An 18,034-nucleotide genomic window follows, 5' to 3' on the forward strand; every position below is an offset into this window, starting at 1 on the left:
ATTGCCCGCATTTCTACACGAAAAGTGTCAAATAACCTTTGAATAGAGGTTCTGCTGCTGTTGTATCTGCTGCTTAAAATAACCATCAAACTGCATGCAGATGTTTCTGATCAGCATTTTGCCCCTGGGTTCCACCTTAATTCCCTGCTCAGTCAAAGAAAGCAAACCATCGTCAGCCATAGGTTTCAGTGCTGCCAGTGCATCAGAAAAATAGTCACTGAACTTGAGGCCATAATGCTCTTCCACCTCAGCAAAGTTCAGTTTGAAATGGCAGATCAGTTCGTTGATGACACTCTGGCGAATCTCATCGTCACGATTCATGGTCAAACCACGGTAGATTGGCAGGTGGGCTTCATTGATCGAGTTTTCATACGCTTCCATGCTGACATGGTTTTGCGCATAAACACCGCCCACCTTGCTGATAGAAGAGACGCCCATGGCAATCAGATCGCAGTGACTGTGTGTAGTGTAACCCTGGAAATTTCTGTGCAGGGTGCCTGTTTCCTGGGCAATGGCCAGCTCGTCATCCGGCAGGGCAAAGTGATCCATGCCGATGAAGACATAGCCGCGCTCCACCAGCCTCTCGGTAGCCTTATGCAGAATGTCGAGCTTTTCCTCAGGAGAAGGCAGATCTGCCTCGTTGATCCTTCTCTGCGGTTTGAAACGGTGTGGCAGGTGAGCGTAGTTAAATAATGACAGTCGGTCTGGTGCCATCTCGATCACCCGGTTCACGGTATTCATAAAACCTTCGACGGTCTGATGAGGCAGGCCATAAATCAGGTCCATATGCACTGACTTGAAAGCCATGGTTCTGGCGGCATCCAGAACAGACTGAACCTGTTCTTCGGGTTGCACCCGGTTGATGGCTTTCTGAATCTTCTCGTCCAGATCCTGTACACCGATACTGATACGGTTAAAGCCCTCGTCACGCAGGCGAGACATCATGACCCAATCCACCTCGCGAGGGTCCAGCTCGATGGAAAAGTCCGAATGACTTTGACAGTTGAAGTTGAAGACGGATCTCAGCTTGTCCATCACCGCAGAAATCTGGTCCGGGCTCAGAAACGTCGGAGTGCCGCCACCAAAATGAAGCTGTTCGACTCTCTGCTCCCGGCCAAACAGACTGGCTTGCATGTCAATCTCGCGAAACAGGTAGTCAAGGTAGTCTTTTGCCTTGGAACGGTGTTTGGTGACTATCTTGTTGCAGCCACAGTAGTAGCAGACGTGGCTGCAGAAAGGTATGTGTACATAAAGCGACAGGGGTTTATTAGTCGCACTGCTTTCCCGGGCGCTGGATTCATAGTGCTCGGGTTTAAACCCCTCCTGAAACTGAACGGCAGTGGGGTAGGATGTGTATCTTGGGCCACTGAGGTCATACTTCTTGATCAGACCTGTATCCCATACGGGGGCTGTACTCATATTAACTCTCGAATTGGTTACAGCTCATCTGGCTGGGCTCTGTTGATGAATATACAGGTAAACAGCCGATTGACCGGTTCTTTTATTAACAGTTTAAAGACTAAAAAGCCAAATGTATTTGACGTGTGTCAATAAGTAGGTGACGCAATTCATACCGGTTCCCATGCTTTCGCGCCTGTGGGGCAGACATGGAAAAAGTTTTCTTTAGGGCTGTGGATTCAGGAGAAAGGCCGTTAGAAATGCTAACCGGAATGTCATTAAGAGGTCTTTGCGTGAAGGCTAAAATCAATTGATAGCAAAGTAAGGAATTTGCTTCATTGCAAACCTGAGAGTTCATACAGGCAATCGGGAACTTTTAATGTCCGTTGCCTGTCTAACACTATAAATTATCACGGAGGATAGATCATGGCTTATGGATTAACACCAACAACAGACAGCTCCGCAACCGGGGCTAAATTTCAACCGCCGCAGAACAGTTCAGCGGGGTCTGATACTTGTCCGGCGACAACATCGAACGGTCGACGTCTGGTTGAGCCTGCATCTAGTACAAGTAGTACAAGCGCAACAGGATACGATCTGCGCCAACGTGGTTCATTGGATCAACGTACCTGTCAGTGGTTGGAAGAACTCCAAAGTTTTACAGGCCAGAATGTAACCGATGTAAATCGGGCTGCAAGCAGCGTCGCAACCACAGCGGAATCAGAACCATCGCAGTATTGTGAATCGGAGGGCACTGGCAAAGTTTTTGAAAAAATCGGAAAAATCCCTGCTGAGTTTATTCAAGAAATGACCAACTTAGTGTTAGAGGAAGAAAGATTTAAGCCTGAAGATTTATCCCAATTAAAAGAAGATAAAGATGCACTGCCATTTTTATTGACACCCTATGATGTAGTAGACGAGAACGGCAATCGTTACAGTGAATACATAATGTCAAAGGGTTCAGAGGATTCAGAGGATTCAGAGGATTTTGAGGTCAGGGGCCTCCGGGTAGGTCTTAGGGAGTACACACTGGAGCCAGACACTGAGTTAAAGGTAAAAGCATTTTACTCATTTATGATGGGGGTGCAGGACAGTATAGATAAACTCCTTGGATTTGGAATTCTGGAAAGTGGTCATCCATTCATATACGAAGAAGATTCGAATTCCAGTACCCAGGATCATTACACTCCATGTATTACTATTGCACCTGACTGGAGCAGTCTGATTGATAATATAGATAATGATTATCTGGAAAAATTTGTAAAAAATATGGATGAAAGCAATTGTCAATTGCTCGACGATTGGCTAGAAATCACCCCATCAGGCAACCTCGATGATATACGTGATAAGTTGAAAATTGTTTTAAGTCCCGACTTATTGGATATGTTCTGTCAGAAGGTGTTCAAGATGATCAATCATTGAGCCACCTGCTCAAAACGGGCTGTTGCGTCCCCTATTGATTAGAACGGCTAACCGTTATGTCATCAAAAAGCTTTTGCGAGAAGGGTATAGTCCATTTACGGCCAAGCAGGGAGTTTGCTGCGTTGAATAGCCAGGAGGGCTCCAGTTAACCGGGAACTTTTAATGTCCGTTGCCTGCCCAAAACCATACATTATCACGGAGGATAGATTATGACTTACGGAACAACAACAAGCAGCGCTTTAACCAGAGCTGAATTTCAACCGCCGCAATACACTTCAGCGGGATCCAATAGCTGTTCGACAACAACGTCAAATGGTCGAAGTCTGGTTGGGGTTGAGCCTTCATCTCATGTAAGCCCAACAAGACAAGATCCGCTCCAATCTGTTTCATGTGCTCAACGTACCTGTGAGCGTCTGGAAGTAATCCCAAATTTTACAGGCCGAAATGCAGCCGATGTAAGTCAGGGTTCAGGCAGCGCCGCAACCAGAGCGAAATCTCAACCACCGCAGAATTGTGAATCGGGGGCCAATGGCTATTCTGCACCAACTTATAGTTATCTAAGTGAATCTTCGAGTTCACCTAATAGTTTTTCAGGAGGAAACATGATGGGCCTAACTCTTGGAATTGGAGGAGAGCCCACAATCTTTCCTACAATTAATGGAATGTTTATTGAAACGAACCGGGGCTTTTATGATGGAATGTTTATTGAAACGGAGCAGGACTTTTATAAACGTCGGCTGAACGATGATAGTAAAAATCTGACCGATTATAGAGAACCGGGACCGGCCCAGCCACATCAGTAAAAAACGTTGCTGTAGAAAGGTAAGTGCACAAAAAGCGACAGGGGTTTATTGATCGCACTGCTTCCTCGAGCGATTCATTACTCTTTACTCGTTCCCACGCTCCAGAGGGTGTCGCAAAACTCTTTCCAGCATGGGAACGAGTTTACTCCCGTCATTCCCGCGAAGGCGGGAATCCACACTGACTCACCACCAGAACCATACTGCCCGGTGCCCTCCTGGCCTTGTCATCACCGAGAAGGCAGAGATCCACTGTTGGCGCTGGATTCCCGCCTTCGCGGGAATGACGACTTAGCTACCCACACTGGGACACAGAGCGCCTGAAAGCATGGGGTTAATCTCACCAAGGATCACAAAGGCAAAGCATCCACTTCTGCGCCGACAGCACCCAATCAGTCTATGCTGGACAACAAATAACATTGGACTCAACCGGGAGAGAATATTTTGGGAGTTATTGGCCTTTGCAGTCTTGCATTGTTCAAGGTTCTTTTCGGTATTGTCACCTTCTCCGGAGTGATTACCTGGCAAGAGATTCAGTCAGGCCATATTGATACCCGAAGAAGTCCTGGCCAGCTGGCGGCTTACCTTGGCTATCTGACGCAATTGAAGCTGACTGGGAAATCGCCTGAAACTGCTGTTCTGGAGAATATTTTCAAGCTATCAAAGCAAAGGGCGCTGGAATGCAGTGATGGTCATTGTATGTTGGAAAGCCGACTGGCGTTGAATAGTTTTCCTTATTGGCTGGAAGACGACGTAGTACATCTGTTGCTGTTTATATCCGGCAAGGACTGGCAGGAAGAGTTTTTGCAGGAAGAGTCAAACCGGCTGTTAAAGAAAAATCTTGGCGAGTTACTGTCAAAGTACTCTCTGGAATGGTATGTCCATGTGAATCCGCCCCATAAACGAACGGTGGCGGGTCTGGCTCATGCTCATATCTTCCTCAGGAGTGTGAACTCAAAGGAGATTGCTGATCAGGTCGAGCAGATCTTGCAGTCTGGTCAATAAGGGCGGGATCCCTGGTCGTTCAGTAATGCCCGCCGTGTCCAACAGAGAGTACGGACATGACCCAACCCTGTTGCGGGCCCGGAATACTGTAGAGACCAAAGAGAATCATCATAATGCCGGCAATATTGCGGGTCAGGCTGGCTTGTATGACAGACGCCAGTTGTCTTGCAAATAGTCCGGTCAGAAATACAGAGGGCAGGGTGCCCAGCCCAAAAGCGGCCATCAATAAGGCAGACTGAGTCGGGTTATTCTGACTGGCAGACCAGATCAGTGTGCTGTAAACCAATCCACAGGGAAGCCAACCCCAAAGGGCACCCAGGGCCAGAGCATTAGGTGTGCTGCGAATAGGCAGTAGTTTGCTGGCGAGCGGTTGAATGTGTTTCCAGAGGTGCTGCCCCAGCTTTTCCATTTTCATCAGACCTTTCCACCAACCGGTGATATAAAGACCCATGGCGATCAGCATAGCGCTGGCAATGATTCGAAGTGAAGATTGCAGGGTTTCGCTGGCATCCCCCAGGAACCAGCCCACTAATCCAAGTAGAAGGCCCGCCAGAGCATAACTGCTGATTCGGCCTGCATGATATGTCAGCATTAACCAGCTGGTTTCAGCTTTTGAGCGCCCTCTGAGGGAAAGGCTAAGGGCCGAGGTGATACCCCCACACATGCCAATGCAGTGAGTACTTCCCAGCAAGCCAAGGGTGCTTGCGGCTAGTAGAGTGGGTACTTCGGTCATGGCTATCTATCTGCTCAGGGTTGTTTATAGGCTCAGGGCTTTTTATAGGCTCAGGGCTGTTTCTGATCACTCTTTTTTGGACGGACGACTGGCTTTTGGCGGGCCATCGTCAAAAAGAATACTATGGGCGGGCCCTTCCAGATCATCAAACTGGTCATTATCGACTGCCCACAGGAATATCCTGACAGCAACGGCAATCAACACTACGGCTATAGGGATAAGAATGATCAGGCTTTCCATAGGGCTCTATACCTTCACAGCAACTTGCAGATTATTCGCATTTTCACGATCACTATCCCGGCTGGCAAGTTGTTCTCCCCGGGGAGCAGGCTTTTTGTCTTTGCTCAAACGCAGTGCGTTGCCTACTACCAAAAGAGAACTCAGTGCCATGCCAATCGCAGCCATCCAGGGAGCCACCATAGCGGCCGCTGCCAGGGGCAGGGCCGTCATGTTGTAGCCAAGTGCCCAGGCCAGATTCTGGCGAATGATCTTGCGGGTTCGCCTGACCAGGTCAAAGGCGTCAATCAGACGACTCAGGTCATCGGATAGAAGAACGGCATCGGCACTGGTCTTGGCCAGATCTGAAGCATTGCCCATGGCCAGAGAGATGTCTGCGCCGGCCAGAACCGGTACGTCATTAATACCATCGCCCACCATCAGAACATGTTCGCCATCAGCTTGTCGCTGACGAATAAATTGCAGTTTGTCATCCGGACTGGCCTGAGAGTGCCATTGTTCTATGGCTAATTGTCGGGAGACAGCTGCTACTACCGGCTCCTGATCACCACTGAGCAGTGTAACCCTGAAACCGGATTCTTTTAACTGAGCAATGACACGGGCCGCTTCGGGTCTGAGACTGTCTGCCACTTTAAACCAGCACAGTGGCAAGTCATTCTCGGACATCAGTAACCATTGTCCTTGCTGCTCCGGTGGTGCCGGTCTATTTGTTTGACAACAAAAATCGGGACGACCAATTTTGTAGTAATTTGCAGCCACTCTCGCTTCAATGCCCCGTCCGGTATGACTGACGACCTCTTCAGCCCTGAGGTCAGTGGCGACGGCAAAAGCTCTGGCAATCGGGTGTTCCGAATGCGCTTCAATGGCTGAAGCAATGGCGAGCAAATTATCTTCAGAATACTGGCAGCCGGCAACGGGATAAATGCCTTCCATTCTTAAACGGCCCTGGGTCAAGGTGCCGGTTTTATCAAAAACAATGTGGGTGATTTTGCCCAGACCTTCGAGTACATGACCCCGGGTAACCAGGAATCCTAATTTATGCAAATAGCCTGTTGCTGCCGTCAGAGCCGTTGGCGTTGCCAGAGAGAGTGCACAGGGGCAAGTGACGACCAGTACCGACAGGGTGATCCAGAACGCTTCTTCCGCTGCAACACCGGACCAGTAAAAGTAAACGACCGTTGCGGTCACCAGTACCGAAGCTACAAAGTAACCGGCAACACGATCTGCCAGTCGGGCAATGGCAGGTTTGTCCTGCTGGGCATGTTTTAGCAGTCGGAGAATCGCAGACATCCGGGTTTCTTCGCCCACATGAGTGATTTCAATTTCAAGGGCGTTGTCGATATTAAGGCTGCCTCCCATTACTGATTCACCTTTGCTGCGGGCTATTGGCAGATATTCGCCGGTCAGCATGGACTCATCGACACTGCTGCTTCCCTGCACTATAACGGCATCAGCCGGGATGGAATCACCGGGCAATACCCGAACATAGTCTTTGGGTTTCAGATCTTGAAGAGGGACTCGAACATACTTATCACCGTCTTTTTTCAGGCAGCTGGAGGGCAGCAGGTTGCTGAGGGCCCGGGCTGCCCGTGAGGTTGAGTGTCTTGCACGGAGTTCCAGATAGCGACCGGTCAGCAGGAAGAAAGTAAACATTGAAACCGAGTCGAAATACACTTCGCCACTGCCGTTTACCGTTGCCCAGAGGCTGGCAACATAGGCGCCACCGATGGCAATGGAGACCGGTACATCCATGCTGAGATGACGGGTACGGACATCTCGCAGAGCTGCTTTAAAGAAAGGTGCAGCAGAGTAGAGTATCACCGGAGTGGCCACCAGGGCACTGATGTATCGGATCAGATCCCGATAGGGGGCCGTCATGTCATTACTGATCGCTCCGGAGTATAGCGCGATGGCATACATCATGACCTGCATGGTGCCAATACCGGCAATGGCGAGGCGTCGTATAAATACGCGGTTCTCTTTCTTGAGCATGGCTTCCTGACGATCCGCTCGCCAGGGGTAGGCCTTGTAACCAATCTGGTGAATGGCGATCAGAATATCGCTGAGTGGAACCTGTTCATTATTCCAGCTGATCTGGGCTTCATGAGTACTCAGGTTAACAGTGACGTTTTCCACACCCTCGATCAGGCCAATATGACTCTCCAGCAGCCAGATACAGGCAGCACAGGTGATGCCTTCTATCAATAGGCTGGCCTGTCTTTCAGAATCGCCATTGCGGATCACAAAGTCCTGCTGAATGTCATCCCGGTCGTAGAGCCGGAGTTCTTCTTCCAGTCGCTGACTGAGTGCATTGGCTTGCAGACCGGGATCGGTGCGGTGCTGGTAATAGCTGTCCAGACCGCCGGCAATGATGGCTTCAGTCACCATCTTGCAGCCAGGGCAGCACATAGGCTGTTCTACATCTTCAACCATCGCCGTGTAAGGCGGAGTCCCTTCGATAGGCAGGTGACAATGGAAACAGTGGCAACTTTCAGAATGTTTACTCATCCACTCAATCCAAAATGCTTCAGGGTTCAGAGCTGGCTTTTGAGCTACCACGTGGCAGCAGCGCGCTGACAACACCGGCTTTCAGCATCAGAGGCTGATTCAGGCGCCAGCCTGTTTCGTAACCGACTTCAGGAATCAGTTCATCCAGTGTTTCCAGCTGGACATAGGTTTTCCCCTCAACCGCTTCATCAACCTGGCCCACATAGATCTGGGTGGACTGATCACCAGAGATGGAACGGTTGACCATGATGACCTTGTCCTGATCGGCGAATACCGGAGAAAGCAGGCTCAGTTTTAATTGTTTGGGCCACTCACTGATGTCGCCCTTCAGGGTGATTCGGACCTCTCCTGTCAGGTCATCAATCAGCAGGTTGGCACGAATGCCATAGTCCCTGGCGTTGTGATCACGGGTGAGGTCTTCATTGATCTGTTTACCTGTTTTGTAGTAGTCATCGACCACCACACTGTCCTGAATCTTGAACGCATAGTAGGTCCGGTAGCTGCCCCAGACAAAGGTGACGGCCAGTACTCCCAGAATTCCCCATACCCAGGGTTCCTGGTACCAGCGGGTGACGGGTTCATTCTTCACAAGGCTCATAATCGTTATTACCTGTCTTCAGATTTGCGGAGCAAGGAATCGGCTTTCGGCACTCACAGGCTCAATATCCGGCTGATCGCTGCTGATTATAAATTCAATATCGCGGCTGCCGGAATCGATAGAACCCGCAGGCAACACCAGTCGAACTACGTGTTGCGCAACTTCGCCAGCATTGACCGTAAAGCTCATATCGCCTTTGGTACTCAGATCCCCTATGTCCCTGACACTGACGGTCATGGTCAGCGGGCGCTGATCCTTGTTAGCCAGTTTGAGGATATAGGTATTTTCAATGCTGCCATCAGAAGTGGTGCGATAAAGCTGATTGCGGTCTCTGAGAATGTCCAGTTCCAGTGCCGAGCGATTGTTCAGGCTTCCTATGAACAATCCGATCATTGCTAGCAGGGCAGTGGTGTAAGCGATCAGCCTGGGACGTACGAAACGGGTTTTCTTACCTGAAAGCTCATTATCTGTGGTGTAGCGGATCAGGCCTTTTTCGTAGCCCATCTTGTCCATAATGCTGTCGCAGGCATCGATGCAGGCCGCACAGCCTATGCAGCCGATCTGCAGCCCGTTCCTGATATCAATACCGGTCGGACAGACCTGTACACAGACGCTGCAGTCAATACAGTCACCCAGTCCCTGGCTTTTGGGGTCCACACCTTTTTTGCGAGAGCCCCGGTTTTCACCACGGTTATGATCGTAGGCGACCACCAGAGTGTCCCGGTCAAACATAACACTCTGGAACCGTGCATAGGGGCACATGTGCAGGCAGACCATCTCCCTCAGATAACCAGCATTGCCGTAAGTTGCCAGAGTGAAGAAGCCCAGCCAGAAAAGCGCCCAGGGGCTTACCTTCAGGGACAAAATATTCGGAACCAGTTCCCGAATCGGAGTAAAGTACCCGACAAATGTGATAGCCGTGGCAACAGAAACACTCAGCCAGATACCATGCTTTGCCAGTTTGCGCAGAACTTTTTCTGCCGACACTGGACCTTTATCCCTGCGTATTCGCTGGTTGCGTTCACCTTCTGTGATCTTCTCCGCCCACATAAATACCCAGGTGAACACACTTTGGGGGCAGGTGTAGCCACACCAGATCCGACCGGCAAACACCGTTATGGCAAACAGGCCAAAGGCGCAGATAATCAAGAGCCATGACAGCAGAATAAAGTCCTGCGGCCAGAAAGTAGCGGAAAAAATATGAAATTTACGCTCTGGCAAGTCGAACAGCACAGCCTGTCGGCCATCCAGATTTAGCCAGGCCGTGCCGAAATACAGAAGGAATAACAGCGCTCCCCCGACGAGCCTGAGATTGCGAAAGTACCCCTGGAAACTGCGAGTGTAGATTTTGTCCGGTTTTTGATACAGGTCAATCAATTCCGGTCCATTGGATTGGATTTTTTGGTCTGACTCTGGCATTTCACTTCACTGCCCTGATGGTCGATACAGGCTGTCCAGCGAACCGAATTCTCCCCTATGAATTTGAGAAGCGGTCCTTCGAACGGCATTTGTTTTTCATTGCTTATAAAAGATGCTATCGGAAACTCGGCATTATTTTACATGATAAAAAAAACCGCAGCCAGATGACTGCGGTTTTCATGACAAGGTGCCAGAAGGTAATTATACCAATCGAACTTTCTAACTCCCTATTGCGCTGAAGATTTGAGCCTTAATCCTGCGTTGCCGATCGTCGCCATAGCTAAGGCTATGACTCCTCACGCCGCCTTGTCTTAAGGCTCAAATCTCCATGCTCATCACGGGAGTTAGAAAGCACGATTGGTATTAGTCCTGCGCTTCTTCGTTGTCTTTGTTGTCTGCGTCCAGACTGAATACGTAGGTAGCGACCAGATGGACTTTTTCACTGCCCAGAATGTCTTTCCAGGCTGGCATTACACCGTTACGACCTTTGCGAATGGTGTATTCCACCTGAGCCTGGCTTGAGCCATACAGCCAGATCTCATCGGTCAGGTCGGGTGCCCCCAGCGTCTGGTTACCTTTGCCGTCGGCACCATGACACACTGCACAAGTCGTGTCATAAATCTTCTTGCCTGCAGTCATTGTGGCCGTGTCTACCTTGTCGATCAGACCTGCATTAGCACGGATGAAAGTGGCAACGTCACGAACACCTTTCTCTCCAATCACCGCACCCCAGGCAGGCATCTGCCCGTTGCGGCCTTCCATGATCGTGGTGGTGATGGCGTCAGCCGTGCCACCATAGAGCCAGGCATTGTCGGTCAGGTTCGGGAAGCCAAAAGCACCGGCGGCATCACTTCCGTGACACAAGGCACAGTTGTTCAGGAAGATACGCTCACCCATCTTGACGGCTTTAGGGTTCTTAACCAGCTCTTCAATCGGAGTATCAGCGTACTGGGCAAACAGTGGCTGATAACGGCGATCATGTTTTAGCTGGTGACGTTCCAGTTCACCCGTAGAAGTCCAGCCCAGAAAGCCCTTCCAGTTTCCCAGACCCGGGTAGAGAGCCAGGTAAACAGCAGAAAAGATGAAGGTGGCGACAAACAAAGCCAGCCACCATTTAGGCATGGGGTTATCCAGCTCTTCGATACCGTCGTAGGCGTGCCCGGTGGTTTCAGTCGTTGTCTCTTCGCGCTGCTGCTTCCAGGTAGTAAACAGCACATAGATTACAAATGCCAGGCAGGCCAGAGTAAGGATGACGACCCATCCACTCCAGAAACTACTCATCATTATATGGCCCCTTTGTCCTTGTCTGCGTGCTCAGTATTTGCTATGCCACTGGCGTGTTGCGTATTTATATGAGCTTCGTCATCTGCAAACGGCAATGATGCCGCTTCATTAAAGTCGCGCTTTTTATGGCCACTGTACGCCCAGAAACAAACCCCCACAAAGGCGAGCATGGCTAACACAGTGGACAGTCCTCTCAGATCATTAATATCCATGAGTGTCACCGTTTGTTCTGGAGAGCGGTGCCCAGTGACTGCAGATAAGCCACTACGGCGTCCATTTCAGAGTGACCCTTGACAGCGGCAGCTGCACCTTCAATGTCATCATCGGTGTAGGGTACGCCCAGGCTTCTCAGAACTTCCATTTTCTTGCCGGTCAGTTTGCCGTCCAGAACGTTTTCATTCAGCCATGGATAAGATGGCATGATGGACTCGGGCACAACATCTCTGGGGTTGTTCAGGTGGGCACGGTGCCACTCGTCAGAGTAACGACCACCAACTCGGGCCAGGTCCGGGCCTGTTCGTTTAGAGCCCCACAGGAAGGGATGGTCGTAGACAGATTCGCCGGCTACAGAGTAGTGACCGTAACGCTCTACTTCAGCGCGCAAGGGGCGAACCATTTGTGAGTGACAGCCTACACAGCCTTCGCGAATGTAGATGTCACGACCTTCCAGTTGAAGGGCGTTGTAAGGCTTCAGGCCTGCCACCGGCTCAGTGGTGGTTTTCTGGAAGAACAGTGGCACAATCTCAACGAGGCCGCCAAAGCTGATGGCTACTACGATCAGTGCCACCATTAAACCAAGATTTTTTTCAACTAAATCATGTTTTTTCATGGTGAACTCCCCCGGTCAGGCCGTCTGTACAGGTGACGCCTGAACTTCACCTTCCTGCTGGTTTTCACTGCCCTGTCTGACAGTGCGGTATAAGTTGTAAGCCATGATCAGAACACCTGCTACGAAGAAGGCGCCACCGATTGCACGGACAACGTAGCCAAAGTGGCTGGCGGTTACAGACTCGAGGAAGCTGTAGGTCAGGGTGCCGTCGTTGTTTACAGCTCTCCACATCAGGCCCTGGGTAATGCCGTTGACCCACATAGCCACAACGTATAGAACGGTTCCGATAGTAGCCAGCCAGAAGTGAGCGTTGATCAGGCCAACACTGTACATCTGTTCACGACCACACACCTTGGGAATCAGGTGGTACAGGGAGCCGAAGGAGACCATGGCTACCCAGCCCAGTGCGCCGGAGTGGACATGACCGATCGTCCAGTCGGTGTAGTGAGACAGAGCGTTGACTGTCTTGATGGCCATCATAGGGCCTTCAAAGGTCGACATACCGTAGAAGGACAGGGATACCACCAGGAAACGCAGAATTGGATCGGTGCGCAGTTTGTGCCAGGCGCCGGACAGGGTCATGATGCCGTTGATCATGCCTCCCCAGGATGGAGCCAGCAGAATCAGGGACATTACCATACCCAGGCTCTGGGCCCAGTCGGGCAGTGCGGTGTAATGCAGGTGGTGTGGGCCCGCCCAGATGTAGATGGCGATCAGAGCCCAGAAGTGCACGATAGACAGGCGGTAAGAGTATACCGGACGCTCAGCTTGTTTGGGTACGAAGTAGTACATCATTCCCAGGAAGCCAGCGGTCAGGAAGAAGCCTACTGCATTGTGTCCGTACCACCACTGAATCATGGCATCCATAGCGCCAGCGTAAGCAGAGTAAGACTTGGTCAGGGTGACGGGTACAGAGGCGCTGTTGACAATATGCAGGATCGCAACAGTAATGATAAAGGCACCGAAGAACCAGTTGGCAACATAGATGTGCCTGGCTTTACGTTTCATGATTGTGGCAAAGAAGACAATCGCGTAGCTTACCCAGACAATGGCAATCAGGATATCGATGGGCCATTCCAGTTCGGCATATTCCTTTGAAGAAGTCATGCCCATAGGCAAGGTAATAGCGGCCAGGACAATCACCAGCTGCCAACCCCAGAAAGTAAAAGATGCCAGTCCGGGCATGGCCAGTGGAGCCTGACAGGTTCTCTGAACGACATAGTAAGAGGTGGCGAAAAGGACGCAGCCTCCAAATGCAAAAATAACGGCGTTTGTGTGTAAGGGTCTCAGTCTGCCAAAACTGGTCCAGGGTAGATCAAGATTCAGTTCAGGGAATACCATCTGGGTAGCGATGAACAGTCCCATCCCCATCCCGACGACGGCCCAAACCACCGCCATGATGGCAAACTGCCTGACAACCTTATAGTTATAGGTTGGCTGTATCGTTGCAGTGCTCATGCTCCGTGTTACCTTCGGGTTCTGCTAACAATTATTACGACTTGGAGATAACCTGAGGCTTTGCAACTTTGACCGAAAATCCAGTAACACATTCCAATTTTGGTATTCACTTTGACACTGGGCGCAGTGTTTTCAGAGTCAGGCCAAGGCTATCTGGTCGCCAAAGTCTTCTGAAAAGTAAAGGTGAAACTGTTTTACTGGATTTCAGGCCAGATATTCTTTGCTACTGGCCAGCTCCCCCGGGTTTACGTAAGGCCGTGCTTCCTGCAAATTTTTTGTTAGTAAAAATGCAGTTAACGAGTTGAGTCGGAACGTTGCGCTCATGAGGGCGGCCAAAAAGCTGCGCTCGCGAGTGTTTGATATAAGACAGTTGTCAAATTCATTACCTGACAGAGATCCTCAGGCTCTGGCTGAATGACTTGGGACTGACCTATTACCTTCAGACTCCGAGTGTTTTGATCCTGATCCGATAGTCCTGATCTTGCACACTTCTGGTTATTATCCGGTCCTTATCGGTTGGCAGAGTTTTGTGATACCGCCAAACCCGTCGCAATCATACAGAAATATTACTTGGCCTGCTAATGCTTTTTGGGTATGACTGGCTGCTATGTATTGAAATCTTTTGTGATGGCCTGTTTTGTATAGAGTCTGTCAGGATCGCCATGGGGTCAGGGCTGTATCAGACGAGTAAGATGGGTCATTGCTGTCAATTTCTGCCATTGTCAGAGGATGTTTAGTTTTGTGTCAGTGTTAGCAGAAGCCAGAAGCACAAAAGTCTGCTCTGCATGAGATCTGTCTATTGCTGGAAGAAACGCCAGTAGCCGCATAACAACCCAGATGGCTATTGAACTGAACTGTTCGTATTCATCAGAGTGAGTAGGTGATTGCTGTTCCAGAATGTTTATAGATAATTTGCACAGCCCTTTTATAAAGGCCTGTAAGGGAAAGCCAAACATATGTGCAAGTCCAAAATTATGATTTCTATCATCGTCCGCTTTATGAGAAAGTGAATCATTATGGGTTTCCTTTGAAGTTTTCATTATCTCTGGATCAGGTCTTTTATTCTGCTTGATATGTGAGAAATAGTTCTGGTACTTATGATCATGTCTTGAAATAAAAAAATCCTCCGTCATTTCATACGGCTGCATAGCGGACCAATAGACTATTTCTAATGAGGTTCTATGTGGTGCCTGTCAGAAAACCCAGAAAATTCACAGCGAATTCTGACTGACATCCATTCAAGCGAATTCTGACTGACATCCATTCATAGCGACTGAACTTTACTGCTACGGCAAGCAAAGGCTATTTCTTATACTCATTTGTGTGGAATATAAACAAAAACACCCTTTCCAAATCGTGCAAAACCCTCATGCATAGCACGATAAAACAAAAACTGACCGGTAACAGGCTGGAAAGCTATTGACGATCTCTACTCAGAAGAATTTTACCTAATCGCTTTAGATTGCTGGCAACAACAGCAGCGCAACGTACCGCTTAAAGCCTACAATGCCTTTATCCGGGCATTTGTCCAGGCCATTGGCTTCCTAAAAAAAATGACACCCATAAATTTGTTTTCTTCAGGAATAGAGCCATTAAAATAGGTGAATTTGACAAAATACGGCAATGCCGTATACTTCTAATCTATGATTTTCATCGAAACAAGTAAATTTACCAAGATACTCTCTTATTATTTGTCAGATGATGAATACAGAATGTTGCAATGGCACCTTCAGGAGAAACCTGATTCTGGTGACATTGTTCGTGGTAGCGGAGGTGTCCGTAAAGTACGTTGGGCACCAGAAGGCAAAGGTAAAAGTGTTGGCGTTAGAGTAATTTATTACTGGAAAAAGAGTGACCATGAAATATGAATGCTCACAATGTACAGTAAGTCTGAACAAGCCTCTATACCCGGCCACATACTTAGAAAGATTGCGGAGGCTATCGTAAATGAATGATCGTGATATCGGCCAAGAAATTCTTGATGGTATAGAAGAAATTAAGGCTTTTAAATCAGGTAAGGGAAAGTTGAAAACTTCTACTCTTTCAGAGCCATCTCCAGCCAAAGAAATTCGACAAAAATTACAACTTTCACAATCAGCATTTGCTGGTTTCATGGGAGTGAGTATCAGAACCATTCAAGACTGGGAGCAAGGACGTAGAACGCCACAAGGTCCGGCAAAAGCCTTGCTCAGAATAGCAGAGCAGTGTCCTGAAGTATTTCAAGAGTTACGCTAACCCATAAAGTAAAATAGACATCCATAAATTTGCTTTATCATCCACCTGGTCTACTTTTTCATCCATCACTGATTTTTTACCAGGACAGGTGAGTCCATGGCTCAGGCCCGCAATACTCTGATTGACCCCAGTTCAACGCCTTATTACCACTGCATGGCAAGATGTGTTCGTCAGGCTTACCTCTGTGGAGAGAACCACCTGACTGGCAAGAACTACGAGCATCGCCGCCAGTGGGTGGTGGATAAACTCCGGGAACTGGTTTCAGTCTTTGCTATCGAAGTCTGCGCTTACGCTGTCATGTCGAATCATTATCATGTGGTTTTGCACATCAATCAGTCATCTGCCAGAGGCTGGTCACGGGACGAAGTGCTTCATCGTTGGACGACCTTGTTTACGGGTCCACTTCTGGTGCAAAGGTATTTGGCTGCTGACAAACTGGGCAGCGCTGAATTGGCCCGTATTGATGAATATGCTGAGGAATACCGGCGTCGTTTAACGGATATCAGCTGGTTTATGCGCTGCCTGAATGAATGTCTTGCTCGTAAGGCCAACAAAGAAGACGAGTGTAAAGGACGCTTCTGGGAAGGTCGCTTTAAAAGCCAGGCATTGCTGGACGAAGCAGCGTTACTGACCTGCATGACCTATGTTGACTTGAATCCGATTCGGGCTGGAAAGGTAGAAACACCCGAAGAGTCCGACTACACGTCGATTCAGGAACGCGTGGAGCAGGTTACACATTCTGAGACTAAAAAACAGCCGCTGACCCTGAAACCTTTTTGTTCGCAGGGCCAGAATACGGACGTTGCCCTTCCCTACCTTCTTCACGACTATCTGGAACTGGTTGACTGGAGCGGTCGCATTGTTAGAACAGATAAGAAAGGTTTCATCCCGTCGTGCACCCCTCCGATTCTTCAAAGGTTGGACATTGATCCGGATGAGTGGCTGAAAACCATGCAATGGAATAATCGTTTTTATCGGGCAGTTGGCCGTCTGGAAGCGATGAAGGCCTTTGCACTTGAAGCCGGACAGAAGTGGCTTCGAGGTTTAAACGCCTGCAGTCGTTTGTACCTGACAGGTTAGCGTAGAAGTCAGTTAAGAAGTCAAAGACGCTCTCTTTATCTCTTCGACGTATGTCAGAATGGATTTACATTGTCTGAATTATGGCTTGGACAGCCTCTGTTCGTTGGATGGCGCTGTGTGTCTCATTGATACGCTACTTGAAGATAGATTTTCTGATCCTTTTTGGGGTTACAGTTTTTGAATGTCTTATTTTTTATGGGTGTCTTATTCTCTTTTTTATGGGTGTCTTATTCTCTTTTAAGTGCGAATGATGAACTACATCTTCAATTTTGTATCTCAATATTTGTAATTTGGTCATTTTTATTAAAAAACACTCTTTTTTTGTTCTACTGGATTCTTTTTGAAATGCTTCCTGTTTTTTTCTGTTGATAATCCTCTTACCCATTTTTATTATCAGATAGAGCCAGTCATCGTCACTGAAGTGCTGAGTGTTTCCGTGCAGGTAATCTTCCATTAATGATATTTTGTATTTTTCGCCAACGGTGAAATAGCCTGCTGGTTTTTCCAGGGTTGTTATTTTTCTTGTTTTTATGGGATGAAGGCTCTGTTGCTCATCTGAAAGAGTGTCATCTACAGGCAACCGCTTGGTAATTTTCGGGCACGGGCCCGCCTGGCAAGTCGTATCTGCCGAGATGTGCTTTGGCTGTGAGGAGATTGGTGGTAAATGCATGGATATAGTCCTTTATAATTCCAACTCATTACTCTATCTGATGATCTTTTGCCGAAAAAGTTCAAAAGGTTTTAAAAAAATTGAAAAGCTTGCCAAAGCCGATTGAGTACTTATGAGTCTTCGGGAGTGGCCGGTGATTGCAGCAGTTCAGACACCATTGCAGAAGCACGCCTGCTGGTACTGAAAGATCACAGCCTTTGGTAGCAAATTAATCTGAGTAAAAAATGTACGAAAGTACTATAAACGACGAGAGATCAGCCCAGTAAGTGAGTGGGTGCAAGTCGGCAATGCCACGACGCTTTTGCCAGTCTGACGAAAACGCGCTTTGTGTATGATCTTTCATTCCAGGGTCATCTGC

At 48.8% G+C, this 18,034-nt stretch carries 19 protein-coding genes; 7 read left to right on the forward strand and 12 right to left on the reverse strand.

Annotated elements, in window-relative coordinates; all coding sequences use genetic code 11:
* Positions 1-27: 27 nt before the first annotated feature.
* Positions 28-1,419, reverse strand: a complete 1,392-nt coding sequence (gene hemN / locus ACOJUN_RS17615) for an oxygen-independent coproporphyrinogen III oxidase (RefSeq protein WP_422133215.1) — start codon at positions 1,417-1,419, stop codon at positions 28-30.
* A gap of 405 nt (positions 1,420-1,824) precedes the next feature.
* Here hemN and ACOJUN_RS17620 point away from each other — a divergent pair, with 405 nt between their 5' ends.
* The 4 genes from ACOJUN_RS17620 (at position 1,825) to ACOJUN_RS17635 (ending at position 4,625) form a co-directional block, all read left to right on the forward strand.
* Positions 1,825-2,820, forward strand: coding sequence for a hypothetical protein (locus ACOJUN_RS17620; protein ID WP_422133216.1), 996 nt, complete (start codon positions 1,825-1,827; stop codon positions 2,818-2,820).
* Positions 2,821-3,029: 209 nt separating this feature from the next.
* Complete coding sequence (locus ACOJUN_RS17625) at positions 3,030-3,623, forward strand: hypothetical protein (protein ID WP_422133217.1); 594 nt, start codon at positions 3,030-3,032, stop codon at positions 3,621-3,623.
* A 108-nt stretch (positions 3,624-3,731) separates the two neighbouring features.
* On the forward strand, positions 3,732-3,944 hold the full coding sequence (locus tag ACOJUN_RS17630) for a hypothetical protein (protein ID WP_422133218.1): 213 nt from the start codon (positions 3,732-3,734) through the stop codon (positions 3,942-3,944).
* 150 nt (positions 3,945-4,094) lie between these two features.
* Positions 4,095-4,625: a DUF3605 domain-containing protein gene (locus ACOJUN_RS17635; RefSeq protein WP_422133219.1), complete on the forward strand. Its 531-nt coding sequence runs from the start codon at positions 4,095-4,097 to the stop codon at positions 4,623-4,625.
* 19 nt (positions 4,626-4,644) lie between these two features.
* Here the strand turns inward: ACOJUN_RS17635 and ACOJUN_RS17640 are convergent, their stop codons facing one another.
* The 10 genes from ACOJUN_RS17640 to ACOJUN_RS17685 all read right to left on the reverse strand — a co-directional run bounded on the left by ACOJUN_RS17640 (position 4,645) and on the right by ACOJUN_RS17685 (position 14,824).
* Positions 4,645-5,358 carry a sulfite exporter TauE/SafE family protein gene (locus ACOJUN_RS17640; RefSeq protein WP_422133220.1) on the reverse strand — a complete coding sequence of 238 codons (714 nt, stop codon included), beginning with the start codon at positions 5,356-5,358 and terminating at the stop codon, positions 4,645-4,647.
* A gap of 66 nt (positions 5,359-5,424) precedes the next feature.
* Positions 5,425-5,598 carry a cbb3-type cytochrome oxidase assembly protein CcoS gene (gene ccoS, locus ACOJUN_RS17645; protein WP_422133221.1) on the reverse strand — a complete coding sequence of 58 codons (174 nt, stop codon included), beginning with the start codon at positions 5,596-5,598 and terminating at the stop codon, positions 5,425-5,427.
* A 6-nt stretch (positions 5,599-5,604) separates the two neighbouring features.
* A complete protein-coding gene (locus ACOJUN_RS17650; RefSeq protein WP_422133222.1) occupies positions 5,605-8,103 on the reverse strand; it encodes a heavy metal translocating P-type ATPase in 2,499 nt (832 codons plus the stop codon).
* Between the two features lie 19 nt (positions 8,104-8,122).
* Positions 8,123-8,701, reverse strand: coding sequence for a FixH family protein (locus tag ACOJUN_RS17655; RefSeq protein ID WP_422133223.1), 579 nt, complete (start codon positions 8,699-8,701; stop codon positions 8,123-8,125).
* A gap of 18 nt (positions 8,702-8,719) precedes the next feature.
* Positions 8,720-10,120: a cytochrome c oxidase accessory protein CcoG gene (gene ccoG, locus ACOJUN_RS17660; protein ID WP_422133224.1), complete on the reverse strand. Its 1,401-nt coding sequence runs from the start codon at positions 10,118-10,120 to the stop codon at positions 8,720-8,722.
* Positions 10,121-10,483: 363 nt separating this feature from the next.
* On the reverse strand, positions 10,484-11,404 hold the full coding sequence (gene ccoP / locus ACOJUN_RS17665; RefSeq protein WP_422133225.1) for a cytochrome-c oxidase, cbb3-type subunit III: 921 nt from the start codon (positions 11,402-11,404) through the stop codon (positions 10,484-10,486).
* Positions 11,404-11,616: a cbb3-type cytochrome oxidase subunit 3 gene (locus ACOJUN_RS17670; RefSeq protein ID WP_422133226.1), complete on the reverse strand. Its 213-nt coding sequence runs from the start codon at positions 11,614-11,616 to the stop codon at positions 11,404-11,406. The genes ccoP and ACOJUN_RS17670 overlap by 1 nt, the downstream gene beginning before the upstream one ends.
* Positions 11,617-11,621: 5 nt before the next feature.
* On the reverse strand, positions 11,622-12,233 hold the full coding sequence (ccoO, locus tag ACOJUN_RS17675; protein ID WP_422133227.1) for a cytochrome-c oxidase, cbb3-type subunit II: 612 nt from the start codon (positions 12,231-12,233) through the stop codon (positions 11,622-11,624).
* A gap of 15 nt (positions 12,234-12,248) precedes the next feature.
* Complete coding sequence (ccoN, locus tag ACOJUN_RS17680; RefSeq protein ID WP_422133228.1) at positions 12,249-13,691, reverse strand: cytochrome-c oxidase, cbb3-type subunit I; 1,443 nt, start codon at positions 13,689-13,691, stop codon at positions 12,249-12,251.
* Positions 13,692-14,413: 722 nt separating this feature from the next.
* Complete coding sequence (locus tag ACOJUN_RS17685) at positions 14,414-14,824, reverse strand: hypothetical protein (RefSeq protein WP_422133229.1); 411 nt, start codon at positions 14,822-14,824, stop codon at positions 14,414-14,416.
* A 510-nt stretch (positions 14,825-15,334) separates the two neighbouring features.
* Here ACOJUN_RS17685 and ACOJUN_RS17690 point away from each other — a divergent pair.
* The 3 genes from ACOJUN_RS17690 to ACOJUN_RS17700 all read left to right on the forward strand — a co-directional run bounded on the left by ACOJUN_RS17690 (position 15,335) and on the right by ACOJUN_RS17700 (position 17,006).
* Positions 15,335-15,559, forward strand: coding sequence for a hypothetical protein (locus ACOJUN_RS17690; protein WP_422133230.1), 225 nt, complete (start codon positions 15,335-15,337; stop codon positions 15,557-15,559).
* A gap of 79 nt (positions 15,560-15,638) precedes the next feature.
* Positions 15,639-15,926: a helix-turn-helix domain-containing protein gene (locus ACOJUN_RS17695; protein ID WP_422133231.1), complete on the forward strand. Its 288-nt coding sequence runs from the start codon at positions 15,639-15,641 to the stop codon at positions 15,924-15,926.
* A gap of 96 nt (positions 15,927-16,022) precedes the next feature.
* Complete coding sequence (locus tag ACOJUN_RS17700) at positions 16,023-17,006, forward strand: transposase (RefSeq protein ID WP_422133232.1); 984 nt, start codon at positions 16,023-16,025, stop codon at positions 17,004-17,006.
* Between the two features lie 193 nt (positions 17,007-17,199).
* Here the strand turns inward: ACOJUN_RS17700 and ACOJUN_RS17705 are convergent, their stop codons facing one another.
* Positions 17,200-17,586, reverse strand: a complete 387-nt coding sequence (locus ACOJUN_RS17705) for a hypothetical protein (protein WP_422133233.1) — start codon at positions 17,584-17,586, stop codon at positions 17,200-17,202.
* Positions 17,587-18,034: the final 448 nt, after the last annotated feature.

It is taken from the genome of Endozoicomonas sp. ALD040, assembly GCF_049275945.1.
In the GTDB taxonomy this organism is placed as follows: Bacteria; Pseudomonadota; Gammaproteobacteria; order Pseudomonadales; family Endozoicomonadaceae; genus Endozoicomonas_A.